The sequence below is a fragment of the Mycobacterium nebraskense genome (assembly GCF_002102255.1).
Lineage (GTDB): Bacteria > Actinomycetota > Actinomycetes > Mycobacteriales > Mycobacteriaceae > Mycobacterium > Mycobacterium nebraskense.
Genome location: NZ_LQPH01000002.1, coordinates 1 through 18661, shown reverse-complemented (window position 1 = coordinate 18661; position 18661 = coordinate 1). Strand labels below are relative to the sequence as shown.

Annotated in this window: 22 protein-coding genes; 8 read left to right on the top strand and 14 right to left on the bottom strand. The window is 66.6% G+C overall.

Annotated features, from left to right (window positions below; all coding sequences use genetic code 11):
- Positions 1-100: 100 nt before the first annotated feature.
- On the top strand, positions 101-697 hold the full coding sequence (locus AWC17_RS00115; protein ID WP_197083515.1) for an alpha-ketoglutarate-dependent dioxygenase AlkB: 597 nt from the start codon (positions 101-103) through the stop codon (positions 695-697).
- A gap of 2 nt (positions 698-699) precedes the next feature.
- On the opposite strand, the gene AWC17_RS00110 is transcribed toward AWC17_RS00115, so the two are convergent.
- From AWC17_RS00110 to AWC17_RS00100, 3 genes are read right to left on the bottom strand one after another with little or no spacing between them, the layout of a single operon-like run.
- Positions 700-1353: a DUF5642 family protein gene (locus AWC17_RS00110; RefSeq protein WP_046186874.1), complete on the bottom strand. Its 654-nt coding sequence runs from the start codon at positions 1351-1353 to the stop codon at positions 700-702.
- Between the two features lie 28 nt (positions 1354-1381).
- On the bottom strand, positions 1382-2074 hold the full coding sequence (locus AWC17_RS00105) for a DUF5642 family protein (protein ID WP_046186873.1): 693 nt from the start codon (positions 2072-2074) through the stop codon (positions 1382-1384).
- A 26-nt stretch (positions 2075-2100) separates the two neighbouring features.
- Complete coding sequence (locus AWC17_RS00100) at positions 2101-3051, bottom strand: GNAT family N-acetyltransferase (RefSeq protein WP_046186876.1); 951 nt, start codon at positions 3049-3051, stop codon at positions 2101-2103.
- Positions 3052-3373: 322 nt separating this feature from the next.
- On the opposite strand from AWC17_RS00100, the gene AWC17_RS00095 reads away from it, so the two are divergent.
- On the top strand, positions 3374-4120 hold the full coding sequence (locus AWC17_RS00095; protein WP_231614288.1) for a WecB/TagA/CpsF family glycosyltransferase: 747 nt from the start codon (positions 3374-3376) through the stop codon (positions 4118-4120).
- Here AWC17_RS00095 and AWC17_RS00090 read toward each other — a convergent pair.
- The 3 genes from AWC17_RS00090 to AWC17_RS00080 are packed head-to-tail and all read right to left on the bottom strand — an operon-like array spanning position 4107 to position 6296.
- Positions 4107-4661: a D-glycero-alpha-D-manno-heptose-1,7-bisphosphate 7-phosphatase gene (locus tag AWC17_RS00090; RefSeq protein WP_046183701.1), complete on the bottom strand. Its 555-nt coding sequence runs from the start codon at positions 4659-4661 to the stop codon at positions 4107-4109. The two genes, AWC17_RS00095 and AWC17_RS00090, sit on opposite strands and share 14 nt — an antisense overlap.
- Positions 4662-4674: 13 nt before the next feature.
- A complete protein-coding gene (locus AWC17_RS00085) occupies positions 4675-5292 on the bottom strand; it encodes a D-sedoheptulose-7-phosphate isomerase (protein ID WP_197083397.1) in 618 nt (205 codons plus the stop codon).
- Complete coding sequence (locus AWC17_RS00080; protein ID WP_046183716.1) at positions 5280-6296, bottom strand: GHMP family kinase ATP-binding protein; 1017 nt, start codon at positions 6294-6296, stop codon at positions 5280-5282. Before AWC17_RS00080 ends, AWC17_RS00085 begins: the two co-directional genes overlap by 13 nt.
- 217 nt (positions 6297-6513) lie before the next feature.
- Here AWC17_RS00080 and AWC17_RS00075 point away from each other — a divergent pair, with 217 nt between their 5' ends.
- Entirely contained in the window at positions 6514-7260 is a 747-nt protein-coding gene (locus AWC17_RS00075) for a class I SAM-dependent methyltransferase (protein WP_046183703.1), read from the top strand.
- Here AWC17_RS00075 and AWC17_RS00070 read toward each other — a convergent pair.
- The 3 genes from AWC17_RS00070 to AWC17_RS00060 all read right to left on the bottom strand — a co-directional run bounded on the left by AWC17_RS00070 (position 7257) and on the right by AWC17_RS00060 (position 10091).
- Positions 7257-7517 (bottom strand): hypothetical protein, encoded by a 261-nt coding sequence (locus AWC17_RS00070; RefSeq protein WP_046183704.1) that lies wholly within the window; start codon positions 7515-7517, stop codon positions 7257-7259. The two genes, AWC17_RS00075 and AWC17_RS00070, sit on opposite strands and share 4 nt — an antisense overlap.
- Positions 7518-7602: 85 nt before the next feature.
- Complete coding sequence (locus tag AWC17_RS00065; protein WP_372517406.1) at positions 7603-8766, bottom strand: peptidase M42; 1164 nt, start codon at positions 8764-8766, stop codon at positions 7603-7605.
- Between the two features lie 104 nt (positions 8767-8870).
- Complete coding sequence (locus AWC17_RS00060; RefSeq protein ID WP_046183706.1) at positions 8871-10091, bottom strand: cytochrome P450; 1221 nt, start codon at positions 10089-10091, stop codon at positions 8871-8873.
- 189 nt (positions 10092-10280) lie between these two features.
- Here AWC17_RS00060 and AWC17_RS00055 point away from each other — a divergent pair, with 189 nt between their 5' ends.
- The 5 genes from AWC17_RS00055 to AWC17_RS33950 all read left to right on the top strand — a co-directional run bounded on the left by AWC17_RS00055 (position 10281) and on the right by AWC17_RS33950 (position 13399).
- On the top strand, positions 10281-10826 hold the full coding sequence (locus AWC17_RS00055) for a TetR/AcrR family transcriptional regulator (protein ID WP_046183707.1): 546 nt from the start codon (positions 10281-10283) through the stop codon (positions 10824-10826).
- Between the two features lie 80 nt (positions 10827-10906).
- A complete protein-coding gene (locus AWC17_RS00050; RefSeq protein ID WP_046183717.1) occupies positions 10907-11515 on the top strand; it encodes a TetR/AcrR family transcriptional regulator in 609 nt (202 codons plus the stop codon).
- A complete protein-coding gene (locus AWC17_RS00045) occupies positions 11512-12336 on the top strand; it encodes a hypothetical protein (protein WP_046183708.1) in 825 nt (274 codons plus the stop codon). Before AWC17_RS00050 ends, AWC17_RS00045 begins: the two co-directional genes overlap by 4 nt.
- A 113-nt stretch (positions 12337-12449) precedes the next feature.
- On the top strand, positions 12450-13055 hold the full coding sequence (locus tag AWC17_RS33195; protein ID WP_231588554.1) for an alpha/beta hydrolase: 606 nt from the start codon (positions 12450-12452) through the stop codon (positions 13053-13055).
- Entirely contained in the window at positions 12998-13399 is a 402-nt protein-coding gene (locus AWC17_RS33950; RefSeq protein WP_331458347.1) for an alpha/beta hydrolase, read from the top strand. Before AWC17_RS33195 ends, AWC17_RS33950 begins: the two co-directional genes overlap by 58 nt.
- A gap of 712 nt (positions 13400-14111) precedes the next feature.
- On the opposite strand, the gene AWC17_RS00035 is transcribed toward AWC17_RS33950, so the two are convergent.
- The 5 genes from AWC17_RS00035 to AWC17_RS00015 all read right to left on the bottom strand — a co-directional run bounded on the left by AWC17_RS00035 (position 14112) and on the right by AWC17_RS00015 (position 18643).
- Positions 14112-14360, bottom strand: a complete 249-nt coding sequence (locus AWC17_RS00035) for a DUF1918 domain-containing protein (protein ID WP_046183709.1) — start codon at positions 14358-14360, stop codon at positions 14112-14114.
- A gap of 204 nt (positions 14361-14564) precedes the next feature.
- Positions 14565-14981, bottom strand: a complete 417-nt coding sequence (locus AWC17_RS33190) for a hypothetical protein (RefSeq protein ID WP_231588555.1) — start codon at positions 14979-14981, stop codon at positions 14565-14567.
- Positions 14982-14997: 16 nt separating this feature from the next.
- The gene (locus tag AWC17_RS00025; RefSeq protein WP_046183710.1) at positions 14998-16494 is read right to left on the bottom strand and encodes a glycoside hydrolase family 130 protein; all 1497 of its coding nucleotides are present in this window, start codon (positions 16492-16494) and stop codon (positions 14998-15000) included.
- Entirely contained in the window at positions 16491-17513 is a 1023-nt protein-coding gene (locus tag AWC17_RS00020; protein ID WP_047323777.1) for a hypothetical protein, read from the bottom strand. The genes AWC17_RS00025 and AWC17_RS00020 overlap by 4 nt, the downstream gene beginning before the upstream one ends.
- Positions 17510-18643 carry a glycosyltransferase gene (locus AWC17_RS00015; RefSeq protein ID WP_046183712.1) on the bottom strand — a complete coding sequence of 378 codons (1134 nt, stop codon included), beginning with the start codon at positions 18641-18643 and terminating at the stop codon, positions 17510-17512. Before AWC17_RS00015 ends, AWC17_RS00020 begins: the two co-directional genes overlap by 4 nt.
- Between the last annotated feature and the right edge of the window lie 18 nt (positions 18644-18661).

Here is an 18661-nt window from a genome sequence, read left to right as displayed (position 1 = left end):
TTTGCTTTAGAAGCCTTGCCTAGCAACATATTTGGAGAATTCTAGGCCGCTAGTCCACTTAAGCAGATAAGCAGTACGGATGTGCGATAGACTAGGCGCCGTGCAGATGGCGGTACAAGGCTCCCTGTTCCAGCACACCGAGCGCAGACAACTCGGTGACGGCGCCTTTATCGAAATCCGTGCCGGCTGGCTCACCGATGCCGAAGAGTTGCTCGAAGCCCTGCTCTCGACCGTGCCCTGGCGCGAGGAACGTCGCCAGATGTATGACCGCGTGGTCGACGTGCCGCGGCTGGTGAGCTTTCACGACCTCACCGTCGACGACCCGCCGCATCCGCTGCTGGCCCGGCTGCGGCGCCGGCTCAACGACATCTACGCCGGCGAGCTGGGCGAGCCCTTCACCACCGTCGGATTGTGTTGTTACCGCGACGGCTCCGACAGCGTCGCCTGGCATGGCGACACCATCGGCCGCAGCAGCTCGGCGGACACCATGGTGGCGATCATCAGCCTGGGCGCCACCCGCACCTTCGCCATGCGCCGGCGCGGCGGCGGCCCGTCGTTGCGGCTGCCGCAGGCGCACGGGGATCTGCTGGTGATGGGCGGATCGTGCCAACGCACCTGGGAGCATGCCGTGCCCAAGACGTCGGCACCGGTGGGCCCGCGCATCAGCATTCAGTTCCGCCCGCGCGGCGTGCGCTAGGACTAGCTGCGGACCGCCTTCACCGCGCTGACGAGCAAGTCGCGGGCGCGTTGCGTATCGACCGGCGCGACCGGCTGCCCGGGGATCACCAGCGGGTTGGCCGTGACGATCACCTGGTAATCGCCGAATTGGGCGGAATAGTCGTAGAGTTCGCCCGTTCGGGGGCCGCCCGCGACCAGCGCCTGCAGGACGCGATGAACCCCGAGCGTGCGGGTTCCGTCGATCTGCGGCGCGTCGACCACCTCCATGCCGCCCCGCAATTGCGGGCCGGAGAACGCGATCTTGGCGCAGTCCTTACCGGGGTCGTTGAAAGGCAAGGTTTTTGAGGTCTCGACGGCGATGACCACGAACCGGTTGCCCTTGCCCTCGGCGGAGACCGCGGCCATATTGCCCTGCAGGTCCGGTGGCATTTCCGGCCCCGTCGCCGCCTTCGCGCAGTTGGCGGGGTCGAACGTCAGCCCTTCGGGGAGCTTGCGTCCGGACAGCACCTTCGGATCGATCCCCCGTTCACCGATGTCGGTGACCTTGAAGTCCGGCCCGAAGCTCGACTTCACGTCGGCAACCTTCTTGATGTCGACTTTCCCCGAGGTAGTCGCCCCCGATGAGCAACCGGCGAGCACACCCACCGCCGCGACTGTGAACGCCACCTTGAACATCGTGGCTAATCTACCCAAGCCCGATGCGTCAGCTGCGCAACGTGGACACCGTTTTGACGAGCAGATCGGCGGCGAATTGCGGTGGCAATGCGGGCACCACCGAACCCGGATCGGTGGTCAGCGTGGTGAACGCGTAAAAGTTGCCCAGGTAAGCGGTGAAGGTGTATGTGCGCGAATCTATCTCGGTGCCCGACTCGACGGACGACTTGATGTCGGCCACCATGCCGAGGGTTTGGGCGCCATCGATATGCGGGGCGTCGGTGAGGTGCACGCTCGCCGTGGTGCGGCCGGCGGTCATGGTCCACTGGCCACACGCGGCGACGACGTCGTCGGGCAGGTCCACCGGCCCCGGCAAAGCCACCACCACGGCGTCGATGATGCCGCCGCTGCCCGACCCGGACACGCCCTGCGCCGACTGGTCGCGTCCATTCCCGGGGTCGGCAAGCGTCCCGCATTGCGGCGGCCTCGCCTTGCCGTCCAACGCCTCGGGCCCAAGGCTCCAGATCACTCTCGGGGAGGCTCCGCTGGGGATGCCCGTGGTCGCCTCGTAACCGGGGGGCAGCTCGCGAACCACCCGCTTGATGTTGGCCGGGTTGACCGCCGTCGGCGGTGGCGCCTTCGTGGGCGCCGGTGACGGTGCGGGTGCCGGTGCATGGGCGCACGCGGCCACCAGCAACGTGAGCGCGGGAGTTGTCACCGGGCCAATCCGGAACGGCCGCATGCCCGTTCATAGCACAACGTGCGGGGTCAGCCGACCACCTCGATCATCTGGCGGGCGACGTGCTCGATCTGGGCGGCCACGTCGCGCCGAAACCGATGGTCGCGCCGGTGGGGCACGTCGATGACGGTGGTGATGATGCCGACGTCTTCGCGCTGCCAGATCGCCCCGTGGTGGTCCATGATGGTGCGCATCGGCAGGTTATCGGAAAGCATTCGCGCGGAGAATCTTTCGACTCCGGCGACGCGGGCGGCGATGGACAGCGCGCTGATCAGGAAGGTGCCGATCCCCCGGCCTTGGTAGGCGTCGGCGACGGTGAATGCGATCTCGGCGACGCTGCGGTCGCCTTCGTCGCGCACGAAGCGCGCGTCGGCCACCGGGTCGCCGCCGTCGATCACAACCCAGACGAAGTGATCGACGTAGTCGACCTCCGAGAGGTAGTGCATCAACGCCGGGGTGGGAAGGCGCGGCGTCATGAACCGCCGATACAGCGTCTCGCTGGAGAATTGGATGTGCCCGTGCACGGTTCGTTCGCTGTCACCGGGCAACACCGGTCGCAGCATCAGGTCTGTTCCATCACGGACCCGGATCGGGATCGGCGTGATGAACCCGGCGAGACGCTGGCGCACCATGCGCAGCAGCCGCTCCATGACCCCGGGTATGTGGACCATGCGGACGAAGGCGTCGTTGTCGCCGATCCAACCGGTCAGCGGTCCGGCCGTGGTGACCGTCGCGGTCCGCGGGATGTGGCGCAGCAGGGCGATCTCTCCGATGAGCATGCCCGGGAATGCGCGTTCGTCGATGATCAAGCCGTCGTCGCCGACATGGGTGATCTCGACGATGCCCGACGAAATGAGCAGGAACGAGACCGCCTCCTCGCCCTGCTTCATCAGCACTTGGCCGGCCGCGGCGCTCAGCGGTTGCAGAGAGGCGGCCAACGGTACGAGATCGGAGGTGGGACATCCCTCGAAGATGTCCATCGTCGCCAGCTCGTCCGCTCGCGCGCCGGTCAAGGCCACTGCGATAGCCCGCCGATCACCCCATCGCGGCGTGGGTCTGCGCGTCGCGGTGACCGCCGCTGTGCCATGACCTGCCCGCCTGCGTTGCCGTCGTCTACCGCGCCAGGCCCGACAATCCCGGCCGCGGTCGGATGTTGCCCAGGTTATGGGCTGGGTTCCGGCTGCGGCAAGGATGCGCGCGCTGGCCCTTCGCGAGGGCGATGCCGCGGGGCATGATGATCGGGTGAGCGCAGGCCGCCGAAGTTCACCGAGGCTGGCAGGCGCGGGCCCGCGCAAGGTTCAGGTGGGCGGTCTCTGGTTCGACGCTCTCACCGAGGAGCAGGTCGTCGAGGCCGTGCGCGCGGCCTGGGCCGCCGGCCGGGGCGGCTCGATCGTGCCGGTGAACGTCGATGTGGCCCGGGCGGCCGCTCGCGGCCCGGAACTCGCCGATCTGATCGCCCGGGCATCGCTGGTCGTCGCCGACGGGATGCCGCTGGTGTGGGCGGCGCGGGCCAAGGGTGACCGGCTGCCGGAGCGCGTGGCCGGCTCGTCGTTGATCTTTCCGTTGAGTGCCGCGGCGGCCGCCGAGGGGAAGTCGGTGTATCTCCTCGGCGGCGCCGAGGGGGTGCCGGAGCGGGCGGCCGAGGCGCTGGTGGCGCGTTCCGCCAACCTGCGCATCGCCGGCACGTGCTCGCCCGAATTCGGCTTCGACCAGACGGAGGAAGGGGCGCGGCGGGCGGTCGCCGCCGTTGCGGCCGCCGCACCCGATCTGGTTTTCGTGGGGTTGGGCTTCCCCAGGCAGGAACGCCTGATCGAACTGGTGCGCCAAGAACTGCCCAATGCCTGGTGCCTGGCCTGTGGTGGCGGCATCGCGATGACTGCCGGTGTCGTCCGCCGGGCGTCCCCCGTGCTGCAACGGCTGGGATTGGAGTGGGTGCACCGGCTGGCGCTCGAGCCGCGGCGGCTTGCCCGCAGGTACCTGCGGGACGATCTACCGTTCGCGCTGGCGTTGGTGATTCGCTCGGTGGCGCAACGGTTTACGCGAAACTAGATTCCTTCGCCTTCAGGATGAGCCGCACGGCGGCGGCGAGGTCGTCGACGACGGCGTCGGCACCGACCGCCTCTCCGTCACCGGCGCGCAGCAGGACCGTCGCCGTGCCGGCCGCTCGGCCCGCCTCCATGTCGGTTTCGCTGTCGCCGATCATCACCGATTCGTCCAGAGCGAAGCCGTGCTCCCGCGCCGCGCGCACCAACATGCCCGCTTCAGGCTTGCGACAGTCGCAGCTGGCCGCCGCGTGCGGGCAGTGGTATGCGGCATCGAGGCGGGCGCCTTCGTCCGCCAAGAGCTGTTCCAGACGGTCGTGGATGGCCGCGAAATGCGCCGCGTCCGCGGCCGGTTCGGACATCCAACGCTGATTGGTCACCAGGACGGTGCGCAGGCCCGCCGCGTTCAGGGCGGCCACCGCCTGCGCCGCGCCGGGCAAGAGCACCAGTTCCTCGGGTGACCTGACGTACTCGCCGTCGGCGGCCTTGACGTTGATGGTCCCGTCCCGGTCCAGGAAGACGGTGCGGACATTCCGCAGGTCGGGCATGGCCGGGGCGGTCTCAGGAGGGCCGGGGAAACAGCGCCGCTTCGACCATCTCGCAGATCGAGTGGCCCAGGTGCAGGCAGGCCTCCTGGACCCGCCCGGTGTTGTCACTCGGTACCCGGATGCAGAACTCGGCGACGTCGGCCACCTTCCCCCCGCGCGCACCGGTGAGCGCGACCGTCGTCATCCCCGCGGCAGCGGCCGCATCGAGCGCGCGGACGACATTCGGTGAGTTGCCCGACGTGGTGAGGCCGACCACGACATCTCCCGCACGGCCGGCGGCTAGCACCTGGCGGGCAAACACCTCGTCGTAGGAGTAGTCGTTGCCGATCGCCGTCATCGCGGCCGTGGCGTCCGGCAGGCTGATCGCGGCAAGACCCGGGCGGTCAAAAGCGAAGCGGCCCATCAGCTCTGCGGCCAGGTGCCCCGCGTCCTGCGCGGAGCCGCCGTTGCCGAAGAAGATCACCTTTCCCCCGGCGCGCAGCGCCTCGATCATCAGTCGCGCAATCTCGACGGTCTGCTCGGCGATTGCGCCCGACAGCATCTGCTGCTTGACCGCGATCGTGTCCGCCAATCGCGCCTGGACCAACTCGACGCTTGGCGTGACGACATCCGAGGCGCTCATGCCTGCCATGTGGTCAATCCTTTGCTTTCGAAGGCGAATTCAGTGATGGTGGCCCCGGCCGACTCGAGGCCCTCGATGAGGCGGTGCTTCTTCGCGAAGTCGCAGAACAGCAGGATGTAGCCGCCGCCGCCTGCCCCGGTGAGCTTGCCGCCGAGTGCGCCGTTTTTCAGGGCCAGGTCGTACAGTTCGTCGATGCGCTCATTCGTGATGTACGGCGACATGCGTTTCTTCTGAGTCCACGCCTCGCCCAGCAGGACACCGAACTCGTTCAGCTTGTTCGTCAGGAGGGCGGCCTTCATCGCGACCGCCAGCTCCTTTTGAGCCCGGAGCCCCGCCAGGGTGTCGCCCGCGCCGGTGGTGGCGCGCCGCGTTTGATCCTCGATCACTCGCGCGGAGTCCCGCGTGATGCCCGTAAAGCAAAGCAGCAGGCTCAGTTCGAGCTCGAACGCAGTCTCCTCGCGGATGCGCAACGGGTTGACGATCACGCGGTCGGTGAACTCGATGAAGTTGAATCCCCCGAACGTCGCCGCGTACAGGTCCTGCATGCCACCCGTGATGCCCAGGTCCTCACGCTCGATGGCGCAGGCCAGCTGTGCCGTCTCGTACTCGCCCATCGGCACGCCGTAGTGCTCGGCGAGCAGGCCCGTGAGCGCAACCATCATCGTCGACGACGAGCCCAGCCCCGAGCCCGGCGGAGCGCTCGAACGCAGCACCAGGTCGTAGCCGTCCGTGCCCTCCCTGCCGAAACGGCGCACGGCGGCCTTGATCAGATCCAGGCTGCCGTCGTAGAGAATCTCGCTGTCGAGCGTCATCTCGTGGGTGGTCTTGAAGTCCACCGACTCGATCGTGACCATCCGATCGGTGCGCGGGGTGAGCGACCCCTGTGCGTAGCGGTCGATGGTGGCGGAGAGGACGCAGCCGCCTTCGGTGGCCGGGAACGGCGGCACGTCGGTGCCGCCCCCCGCGAACGAGATCCGCAGCGGTGCACGTGCGCGGATTCGGGGCCGGGGCAAAGAATTCACTGTCGACGCAATCCGCTCAGCCGGCCGACGCGCGTCCCGCGATCGTCAGGGAAATGTGCGTCACGTGCTAACCCCATCCGTTGCCTGCGTGAGGCCCCACTGCATCGCCTCTCGCGAAGAGCCCTAGCGTAGCAGCCGGATCGGCAGAAAAATCGGGATTCACCTCCGGATTATGCCAACACGCCCACGCCTATACGAAAGCGATGAAATGAGCCAGGATGCAGTCGAATTGACCCGTGGTCTGCTCACCGAGCCCGCTGCGCTGCGGCACGGTTTCCTCGACGTATTGGGCGAATCGACGGGTTCTCCGGCCCCGACGGTCGCGCAGCGCGCCATGAACAGCCCCCTCGTCGCGACGGTCTACGAGCGGCTGTGGCGCCCGGCCGCGTTCTACGCGGCCAGCGGCGTCACCACCGGCGCCGAGCAGCGGCGCGCGGCATCGGCGCTGCGACTGTCCACCGCGGCGCGGTTGCTCGACGTCGCCTGCGGCCCAGGCAATTTCACCGGATCGCTGGCAGAACAACTACCGGACGGCGGCCTCGCCGTCGGTTTCGACATCTCCGAACCGATGCTGACGCGCGCCGTCCTGGACAACAGCACCCCGCGCACCTGCTATGTCCGCGGCGACGCCCGCATGCTGCCGTTCGCCGACGCGACATTCGACGCGGTCTGCTGCTTCGGCGCGCTGTACCTGATGCCCGAGCCGTTCGGGGTGGCCCGCGAAATGGTGCGGGTGCTCAAGCCCGGGGGCCGCATCGCGGTCCTCACCAGTTACACCCCGGACATGCCTGCGATCCGGTATGCGATGGCCGCCGGCGCCCACGTCATCGGGCTCACCATGTTCGACCGGCACGCCTTCGTCGACCTGTTCTCGTCGGCCGGGCTGGTCGACGTCGAGCAGCAGACGCAGCGCGCGCTGCAGTTCGTCGCCGCGGCAAAGCCCGAACAGGACTAGGAGGCCGCCTTGCAGACGCCGAGCACCCGGACGACCGGCGTACCCGCCTCGCACTCCAGGACCCAGGGATCGCCGCCGTCGAACGGCTCTGAGGGCTCGGACGTGAGCGTGAACATCACCGGCTGACCGCTGCGCTGTGTCATCTGCGTGCATTCGACCTTGAACAGGCGGTAGTCACCGCCCTGATCGACGGCAAGCGAAAACCCTGGCCGCACCGACTCAACCGGCACCTTTTGCAGGTAGTAGTCAACGTTCATCCATCGACCGTAGGACCGGCATTCCGACGCGCCCGGTGCCGCCACGCGCCTCTTAGGCAATGTTCAGGCAATTTTTGGGACCGCATTAATCTTCGCCGCGCGTATGCGCACCGGGCTGCATTACGAACTCGACGATGATCGCCGCCATGTCGCCGATCGCGCCGCGGCGCACGACTTCGTAACCGTGGGTGCTCAGCGTGGGCAGGCACAGCAGACCCGCGCGCGGCGTCACCCCGTTGGCCTTCGAGTGTGACGCGTCGGATTCGAAGGCGCCCAGCACGGCCCCCTGCGGCGAGAGGCCTTGTTCGGTGGCCATGCTCATCAGCCGGTCGGCGACGCCTTTGTCGTAGACGCACAACGCGTCGCTGTAGCCGACTATCGGCCCGCCGCTGACGCGGGTGCCGTACTCGCGCTCGGTGGGCCCGACCTCCAGCGCGAGGGTAAGGGTGCCAGGCAGCGACCCGCTGGCGTAGGTGCCCCCCACCCCGCCGATCTCCTCGTTGGTGGTGAACACGAGGTACACGTCGTCGACGGGTCGCTGGCCGCGCTCGCGCAGCAGGACAGCCGCGCGCAGCAGGGCGGTCACCGCGGCGCGGTCGTCGAGGAAGTAGCAGCCCAGGTAGTCGCCGACCTCGACCAACGTCCGCTTGCTGCGGTCGACGCACACCCGGGTGCCCGGGCGCACCCCAGCGGTCTCCAACTCGTCGGGGCTGAGGCCGGTGAAGACGTACACGTGGTCCCAGTCCAGCGCGCGATCACCCTGGTCGGGCTTCGTCTGCCAGATCCGCTGGCTCTCCTGGGTGGTGTGCTCGGAGCCGAGCGTGAGCACCGCGGTCAGCGTCTCGTGCTCGCCCAGGACGGCGACCGGGCCCAGGCCGAAGTTGCCGGGATACATCGTCCCCAGCTGCGTCAGGTGCAGCGTGCCGTCCGGTTCCACCCGCTTGACCAGCATGGACAGTTCGTCCATGTGCGCCATGACCCGCGTCGCGACGCCGGGTTCGGCCGCCGAGGAGACCCGGTGACGGTGGCCGCGCCCGGCGTCGTCGGCCGGCGGGTCGGCGGCGATGTACCCGATCAGATTGCCGGCGTCGTCGGTCCACATGTCGTCGACAACTGGCTGCAATTCGCGGGCACACACCGCGCGCACCTCGGCTTCCTGGCCGCACGGCCCGTAGGCGCACAGCAGTTCCTGCAATAGGCCGTCGGTCGCGTTGTCCTCGGGCGTCGCCATTCGGTCCTTTCGTTTCATGGCTTGTCGCACGGATCAGTACCCGCGTCAAGAGGTGCGCAACCGCGGCCTACCTCCTTCGCTGGATAAGCCCGGCGCTCGCTGCAAGGACGGACTAGCGACGCTTACGCGTACGCGAGTTCCAGGCGTTCGAGCCGCCGCACCAGCAGACTGGGCAGCCACTTCCCTACATCGGCGGCCGTGACGTTTGAGGTCCGCTCGAGGAGCTGGCCCAGCACAATGTTCGCCTCCAATCGTGCGAGCGCCGCTCCGACACAGAAGTGGATTCCCTTGCCGAAGCTGATGTGGCCCTTGGCCGCTGGGCGTTCGAGTCGAAACTCTTCGGGAGTGTCGAAGTGTGAGGGGTCGCGATTGGCCGCTCCCCACAACAGAAGTAGCCGCGAACCCGCCGGCAATTCGATGCCGCCGAGCTCGGTGTCGTTGAGAACGTGCCTGTAGTGACCCCGGAAGGGCGGTTCGTAGCGCAGCACCTCTTCCAGGAACGTCCCGAGCAGCTCGGGCTGATCGCGCACTTGGCGTTGGATATCCGGCCGCGTCGCCAAAATCCATGCGGCAGAACCAATAAGGGAAGCTGTGGACTCACCGCCGGCGCTGAACAGGGTGATCATCATTGCGAGTGCCGCCAAGTCGTCCAGCTCGCCGGAGGCGCAGGCGGTGGCGAGATCGCCCAGCAGATTGTCTTGTGGGTCGGTTGCCGCGTGCCGGAACTGCTCGGTGATGTAGCCGCTGAGTTCCATCACTGCGACGCCGGCCGCATCCATCTGATCCTGGGTGACCAACCCTTCGACTACTTGGGTTGCGGAGTAACCCCACTGGATGAGCTTGTCGATGTCGGCGTCGGGAACACCGATGATTCTCCCGACGATCATCATGGGTAGCCGGTTGGCCATCGCGCTCATCCATTCGATGGCCCCGTCTCGCGCGCGGGTGTTCCAGATGCGGGCAGCGGTGTCGGCGATAAATGGCTGAACGGCGCGGATGCGTTTGGCCGCAAGCTGCGGCAACAGCGCCCTGCGATGCGCGGAATGCGCTGGCTCGTCAGCGGTCGCCAACGCCTGAGTGGGGCCTCCGATTTCCCCGATGTGGAAAGCGGTGACGGCGCCGCCGGGCTGATACATCATGGTCGCGGTCAGGTTCGACGAGAAGTCGGCGCAGCGTTTGACCGCCTCGTTCACGGCTTCCCAACTGCTCACGGCGTAGAAGCCCGAATCGCCGATGCGATGGACATGGCCGGCCTCGTGCATCTGTTGGTAGAGCCGATACGGGTTCTGGATGAACTCGTCGTCGAACAGCGCCAGGCCGAGACCGCCATCGATCGATGTCATTCCTCAACGCTGAACGGCGAAGGCGCGCAGCGTCAATGGACTTTCCCGAAGTTGCAACCCCGGCCCGCCGCGTCGCGACGACAACGTCTCAGCGAGGGCGACTCACCTGCGCCGATGCTGAAACATGTCGCTAATCTCGTCTCAGAGCTGAGAAGATATCCGTTCAACGACTCAAGGGGGTGAAGGCCTGTGGTTCGCGACGATTGGGTCGTCGGTGGCGACCGCCGGGCAGCGGCGGCTGATCGCATCTACGCCGCCGCGACCGAACTGGTAGTGCGCGAAGGGTTGGACGCCTTCGACATCGACACGCTGGCCGCGCGGGTCCACTGCTCAAGAGCCACCATTTATCGCTATGCAGGCGGCAAAGCCCAGATCCGAGACGCGGTGCTGATCCGCCTGTCAGCGGGGATCATCGAGACAGTTCGGCGTGCCGTGGACGGGCTGACCGGCCCCGAACGCGTCATCACCGCCGTCACCGTGGCGCTCGAACAGATTAGGTCGGATCCGCTACGGCGACTGATGCTCAGCCCGGGCAGTTCCCCAGATTTGGGCGAGTTGCATTCCTCGCCGGTGCTTAGTCACCTCGCCGCGGAACTCACCGGAATCACCGACGACCCCGAGGCGGCACAGTGGATCGTGCGCGTGGTGTTATCCCTGGCCTACTGGCCACTCGCGAACAGCCGCGTCGAACGAACGGTCTTGCAGCGGTTCCTGGCTCCCGGATTTACCCAATAGGTGAATCGAGGCCGTTCCACGCTGCGACTCGTTGACGGACGTCATTGACGGTCGTCAATGAAATGACGTACGGTGCGTGCATGGGTTCATCGCCCGCCTCCTCCACGACCGAGGCGCCGCCCGGTGGCGTTCGGGAGGCCCGGCGACTCGAAACCCGGGCGCGCCTGTTCGACGCCGCGCTGGCCGAAATCGCGCAGCGCGGGTTGGCCGCCGCCGATGTGAGCGCCATCGCAGCCGCGGCGGGCGTGGTACGGGGAACATTTTATTTCCACTTCCCGACAAAGGAGCACGTGCTCGCGGAGCTGGAGCGCGACGAGGAGACCCGAATCATCAGCCGACTCGGCGACGCCAAGGGCGATTTGGCGTCGATACTCTCGCAAGTCGTCGCTCACGTCCTGGACGCCGAAAGTCGTTTGGGCGCAGCGGTATTCCGCGACATGCTCGGGCTGCATTTCTCGTCGTCGCGTCCCGTCGAAGATGAATTGGGCCAGCACCCGCTCGCGTCGTTTCTAGTGGGTGTGATCACCCGGGCCCAGGACGCGGGGCAAGTCCCGTCGGGCGCGGACGCCACGGAACTTGCGGTGTTCTTTCTCACCGGGCTCTTCGCCCTCCTGGCCACCGGATCACACGATCCCGCGCTGTTAAGTCGTTACGTGTCAACGATTGTCAACGGAATGGAGAAGCGATGAACAGCACGGGCATCCAGGGCTATCGGGATTTCCTGGCAAGGCGCGATGGTGAAGCCGACCTGCTCAACAGACGATTAGCGAATCGCGAGCAGTTCTTCCACCAACTTGAAGCGAACCCCGTCCGGTCGGCCCACGCGATCGATCAACAGAAGTTCCTGCGCAACCTGCGCCGCCGGCGTCCGGAGGCCGGACTAGACCGGAAGATGCTTTTCCTGCTTGCGACAGCCAAGCTGAATCAGGCGGAGCGGTTCGGCGTCGGGCTCGGCGAAACCTATGGGCGCAACAGCGGTCAGGATGTGCCACCCGAGAACGTCTACCTCGAACTCGAAGAGCACTACCACACCCGGCTGCTCGCGTACGCCCTCGACATCTTCGATCTGACCTTCCAAGTCGTTCCCCCGCCATTCGTGATGCGACAGTTCGTCAAGACCGGGGTGTTCCTCCCCGAACGACTGAGCTTCCTGTTCGTCGGCGCCGCCGAAATGGCGGGCTGCATCATGTTCGACGAACTGCGCCGCATCGGCATAGATCTATTCAGCGACGAACCGGAAGTCGCCGAGCGAATCGAACTGCTGTACAGCGAGATCCTCACCGACGAGATCGGCCACGTCGGCTACTGCGCATCGCGCTGCACCGCCGGGGAGCGGGCGATCATGCGCCGAATCTATCCACTCATCGGACGAATGTTCGCCCGGCAGACGGCCGAGATCAGCATGCTGATCGACCCGAAGGCGTTGCACGCCCGGCTCGACCGACCCTTCAACGTCGAAGAACTCACCGCCGACTTGGACAACGAAACGTATCTCGTCACTCACCCGTGACGCCGCACGGCTCGACCTGTCGTTGAAAGAAGAAGCGTCATCGAAGTCCCTGCTTCTAAATGACTCCGAGAACCCGCCTCGCGGTTTGGATCCAGCGAAAGCGCGCGAATGGCGTGATCACCGATGCCATCCTCTTGGGTATGTCTGAAACGCGGCATGTTGTCTTGATTCACGGCAACTGGTCACGCGGGGAACAGTTGGCCGCTGTCCGCGCCGCATTCCACGAGCGCGGTTACACGGCGCATACTCCGACACTGCGCCATCACGAATTGCCGATCCACGAGGGCGCCATGAAGATTGCGTCCCTAAGCCTGCGGGACTACGTCGACGACCTGCTGGCATTCGTCAATTCGCTCGAAAGTCCGCCGTTGTTGGTCGGCCACTCGATGGGCGGCCTGCTTGCACAACTGGTCGCCGCACGCACCCGCCACATCGGATTAGTGGCGGCATGTCCCGCCCCCGCCGCCGGCATCGCCGGTTCGACTCCTGCGAATAGGCGGTGTCGGCGCCGTGGTTCTTACGATTGCGTCCTTGGGTCAAGCCGGTACCTCCCCCACCGTTCGAGCGATTTCGACGATGGGTCGCCAATACCCAGCCTGAAGACATCGCACGCGAGATATATGACGGCTTGGTTTACGAATCCGGGCGAGCGCAATGCGAGATGCTCCTCGCGTTACTCAGGCTTTCCAAGGCCACGCGCGTCGATGCCGCTGCTGTGACTGCGCCCGTCTTAGTGATAGGTGGCGAAAGCGATTTGATCGTGCCCGCAGGAGTGTTACGCCAGACAGCGGCTCAATATCGGCACGCCGACGTCGTCCACATACCCAAGTCTGATCACATGGTCTTCTCTGGGGCTTCCCTAGCCACAACCATGGGTCACATCGACGAGTGGCTGAAGAGAATAAGCTCCAAAGTAGCGCTTGCTCGCGCGGTGGACCCGGCCCCAAGACACCCAGGTCCTACCGGCACGGATCCAGCACATCGGCCCGGCCCAAGGCGCTCGACAAGTCCATGGCGGCGCTGGCACGGCGGATGCACGCGAGCGGGGCGGTCGGCGTCTTAGCGGGAGCTACCCGGATTTACCCGGATTTACTGGGGCGGTCGGATTCACGGGGGCCGGAGGGGCCTGCATGTTAGGCGGTGAGACTCGCTGGGGCGGGTGCCCGGGGTTGTACGGTGTGCTAGCTTGCCCCGCCGGTGCCGTGCAGCCGTGGGATGTCCAGACTCCGCCCGACGTGTCACAGCAGAACCTTTGCTGGTCGTACTGCTCGTCGAGGGTTAATCCCGCGGTCGGGTGATTTTTCATGCAGTTGTCGTATATGCCGATGTCCCATTCGCCGCCTGGGCCGTTCCCGTTATTGGGGTCGGCACCGGCGATGCTGGGGTATCCGATCCCAATGGCGAGGTAACCGACCGCGATTGCGCCCGGAGCGACAAGGGAGGCCACGCGGGACCAATGCATCAGGCCAGTGGTGACGAGCGCAGCGCGTCGGCACAACCGTGCTGGACGGACAGCGGTGGTGGTTGGGCGGATAGCTTTTATGAGGCGTCCTATGGCTCGCGTAGTGGCCATGACGCCAGTCCCCACGGCGGACGAAGGGTCGCTACCTAATCGGATGGTGGCACCAGCCTTCGCTCTATCAAGAGCCACGTCAAGCCGCGCCACGAAACGTCCGCACCATCGGTCAGCCGGTCAGCAGCAAACCAGCGGGGCTGTCCCGACCGCCCATCCCACGACCAAGACCAGCCTGCGGGGATAACGCGGGCCGCAGCACCTAGTCGTTGGTGCCGCGGTGCGCGGCCCGTTCCTGTGCCCGCTTGTCCGCTGCTTGCTGCTCCTCGGGCGTCACGACAATGGCGTCAGGGCCGGGAACCACCGTAGCCACATGCCCGGTTGCGAGCCACCGCACTACGTAGGGAGGCGAGCCGTCCGCAGAGTGCACCTCGGTAATAAGCCCCCGCTGGTCCGAGCGCTCGGTTGTCGTGCCTTTGATCACCAACCAGTCGCCTACGTTGGCTTTCATCGCCGACTCCTTCCTGCACTCTGTTCTGATTCTGCGCGCTTCCCAGGGTCGGCGATACCCCCCGCCCGAGAGCATCTCGCCTCATCACCCCGAGGGCTCCGCCCACCCAGGTGCGATGTCACGGTGAAGCCCTGCCCGGCGCGCGGCAGCACGTCGGCGCGTGACTGCAACCCTGCGCGTACGGAGCAGGCGACACTCGCGCGACTACGGTGCAGGCGGGATGCGATGTCCCTGCGCCGAGGTGCCCGGGTGGCGGATCGTGTCGTGCCCGAGTTTGCGATTGTGCATGGGTTCGCGCGCCGACTTCTGGTGTTCGAGCTGCCGGATCAACTCATGCTTGGCGTCGTGAAGGGCGCGCGTGATGTCGCGGTTGTCGGCGACAGCCACGAGCGGCGGGAGACCAGGCAAGGTGGTTCGCAACGTGACGCGCTGCTCCTTGCGGCCGCGATCCTGCAACGAGACTTCCAGGCTGATGTCAAGCGGGTTCCACCGGCCCAGATGCGGCTCGAGCGTAGCCAACGCCTCCAGCACGTACAGACGTTCCTTGGCGACGAATCCCGCACCCATGTGCAGGACGAACTCACCGAGCGGATTATGCGTTCTGTCGCTGGACCTTCTCATCGTGCTTATGGTGACCTCATCTCTGGTGATCTGGTTGCTGAACGATCGTGGCCAGCAGCTGCCGAAGTGGCGCGGTGGCGATGCCGATGGCGCCGTCGGCGATTCCGTAGGGGATCACCAGGGTGTCGGCGTGAACGAGCGCGCCGCAGGAGTAGACGACGTTGGGCACGTAGCCGTTCTGTTCGTCGTGGGAGGGGCTCAGCAGTGGGCGTCGCAGCCGGCCGAGCACCCGGGTCGGATCGTCGAGGTCAAGCAGAATCGCGCCGATGCTATACGTGCGCATGGGTCCGACGCCGTGCGTGAGCACTAGCCACCCTGCGTCGGTTTCGATTGGCGGGCCGCAATTTCCGAGTTGCACCGCTTCCCATGCCTCGGCCGGCTGCTGGCACGGCGACGCGCTCGGCCAGACCGCCAGATGGTCGGCGAAGGCGACGCTGTTGGTCTCGCGGTCCGATCGCGACATGGCGGCGTAGCGACCGTGTATTCGTCGGGGGAACAATGCCAAACCTTTGTTAGCCGCGGCCTTCCCGACTAGCGGCCCGGAGGTGAAGGACTGGAAGTCCTTGGTCTTGAGCAGTTGTTGGCTGATGTGGGATCCGCTGTAAGCCGTGTAGGTGGCGTAGTAGGTGACCGAGCCGTCGTCGTCGACGAAGCGGACGAATCGGGCGTCCTCCATGCCAGCATGCTCGGCCTCCATCGAAGGCCACAGCACACGCTCGGAAACCGATACTTCGCTGGGGAATTCGACGGCATAGGATCGATCGGCGATCGCACGGATCAGGGCGACCGCGCGCTCCCCGTGTTCGCGGGTGCTTAGGTAGGCCCGGAGATCGTCGAGTCGCGCGTCGAGGTCGGATCGCGTGAAGCGGTCGCCGAGCGCATCGAGGACGTAGTTCGCGGCCTCGCCGGCATTCCCGATGCGGCCGAGTTCGCCGCGGAACACCGCGGTCTCGAGCAGCGCGCCCGACGCGCTTCCAGTGGTGGCGAAGCGGGTCGGCTCGTCGATCGTGACCCGGCCCCCAGCGTCGACGACACCGGTGCGGAACCCGGTGGACGAGCGGTGTCCTTCCCCGATCCCGCGCACGCTCATCACGAATCGCAGGCTGCCTGCCGCCGCGTCGGTCTGGTCGGGGTGGGGCACAATGCCGGGGTTGCACAGCGCCGCCCCCTCGATGGCGTACTCGCTGGTAAAGGTCGCTCCCAGCAACAGCATTCGCTCATCGGAGAGGTGGATGTCGGGATCCAGGCGGTCGGCGAGCTCGCGGGCGTGCCGACGGAACGTGCCCGCGAGGTCACGGTGGCGACTGTCGAAGCGGATGATGATGTCGTCCAGGGCCGACCGAACGTCTTCGTCGGTCAGCGCCAGGATGCGCTTGAGTACCACTCCCGCTCGGGACTCCTGAAGCTCGAAGCCCTCCAGGCCGGGCACGAAGAGCCGGGTGATCACCCGCGCCGAGTTGGCCGCGATCCGCTGAGGGTCGCGGGTGACGAGCCCGGTGCGCGTCAAAGTCATTGTGGAACTAGCGAAAAGCGCCGCGCGTGTTGCAGGGTGGAGATCACCGCGAGGGTCGATTCGGCGCCCTGGTTGAGGTTGACGCACTCAGCGAGCAACCCGTCGAAACCACCACCGGTCTCCGTGTCCCACATGAGCAACCCGGAGTCGTTGGCGCCCTGGAACCAGGCGGCGGCCGACCGGATCCCATCCGGCCAGAGCGCCCGCGGATCGGCGGCTGCGGCGCGTGCGCAGGCGTCGGCGAGGGTGGCCACCTCGATCGGCTGCTGGTCGAAGGCGGGCCGGCTGTCCTGCGGTCCCCGGCCGCCCACGGGGGCGGGCGACAGGTGGCCGCCAATCGTTTCGTAGTCGAGCAGCCACTCGAGCAGATCCAGGCCACGCTGTTTCAGGTCCGGGTCGTCCAGCGCGACGCCGGCAGCGATCATCGCCTCGGGGAGAATCGCATTCGCGTAGGTGAGCCTTGGCTCGGGCCATGGCCAGTCGGACTTGGTCTCGGGTCTCGCGACCGTGGCGGCGTAGTCGGTGAGGAGTCGCAGGGCCGCGGAATTTCCGGGCTCGAAGCTGAGAAGTTCGGCGGCGCCGACGGCGGCGAACGCCATCGCCCGCGGCCACGGTGACCTGGCCTTTGCAGCGCGCTCGAACTGAATCACGGCCAGTCGGCTCACCAGGCTGACGTCGCTGTGGGCGGCGGCGGTGCCGAGCCCCCAGATGCAGCGGCCCCAGTGGTCGTCTGTGGTGGGCTGGTCGGTCCAATGTCCGGCGTGGTCCATCCGGTTGCGGCAGGAGCCGTTGTAGGACTGGGCGTCGTTCAAGAACTGCAGGGCCTTGCGGGCGAGGCCGTTCACGGCACCTGGTGCGTCGGGCTCGCGGGTGGTGACGACGAGCACCCTGGCCATGTCGTCGGTGCAGTACCCGTGCTCACGGCGGGGCACGGTCATGCAGGCGTGCTCGAAGGTGGCGCGATGGTCCGTCATTCGCAGCAGGTGCGCGAACACCGGGGTGGGCGCGGCGGCGGTCACGTCAGCGCGGACTGAGTAGCCAGCAGCCGTTGCGCCACGCCGACGTAGGCGTTGGCGACGACGGGCCAGGCGATCGTCGGGGCCAGTCCGCGGGCTTCGGCGGCCATGGACTCGGCGACGTGCGGATCGGTCAACAGCCGGCGCAGCGCTGCGACCAGTGCGTCGGGATCGTCGTGAGCAACGACGGTGCCCGCGCCGCTGCCGAGGAGCTCGACCGCGTGCGGGAAGGCGGTGGCGACGATCGGGCGGCCACTCGCGACGGAGTCGACCAGCACACCGGAGGTGACCTGGTCTTTCGAGTCGTAGGGCAGGACGACGACGGTAGCCGTCTGGATGAGCGCGGTGAGCTCTTCGGGGGTGCGGTACACGGCGTCGAAGGACACCGAATCGGCGACGCCGAGGCGTTTCGCGTGCGCGACAAGTGCTTCGCGATATCTTTCCCCCTGCGCGGCGAGGACCTTGGGGTGAGTGCGGCCGGCGATGATGTACCGCGGCGGGTTGGGCAGGTTCTTGAGCGAAGCCATGGCGTCGATGACCCGCTCGATGCCCTTGCCCGGTCCCAGCAGACCCCAGGTCAACATGGTCGACCGGTCGGGATGGTGCACACCATTGGTCCTGGGGAGTGCCGCGCCGTGCGGAATGATGGTGATTTTGTGGCGGTCGACGGCGAAGCCTGCGCACAGGCGTTGGCGGGCCACCTCCGACATCACGATCACTTGATCGGCCAATGCTATCACCGATTCGAGCACCGAAAGTTGGTGTGGTGTCGGATGTTTGAGCACTGTGTGAACGACGACGATCGACGGGACGCGCAATCCGGCCATGATCTGGACGACTTCGTCTCCGTCGGGACCGCCATAGATGCCGTACTCGTGCTGGATGACGGCGACGTCGCTCTGGTTGAGGAGCTCGAAGGTTGCCTCTACGGACGAAGCCGAGCCGTTGACGAGCTCGCCGGCGACGTTGGGCTCCTCGGAGACGTCACCGTCGGCGATGCGCACGACATTGACGTTGGCGCCTCTGGCCGTCAATCCGCCTGCCAGGGCTGCGCTAAAGGTCGCCAGGCCGCATGGTGTCGGCGAATAGGTGCCGAGGATGCCAAAACTCGGCATGTACGAAAAGTGTTGCATCCCAAAGGGAGCTATCAA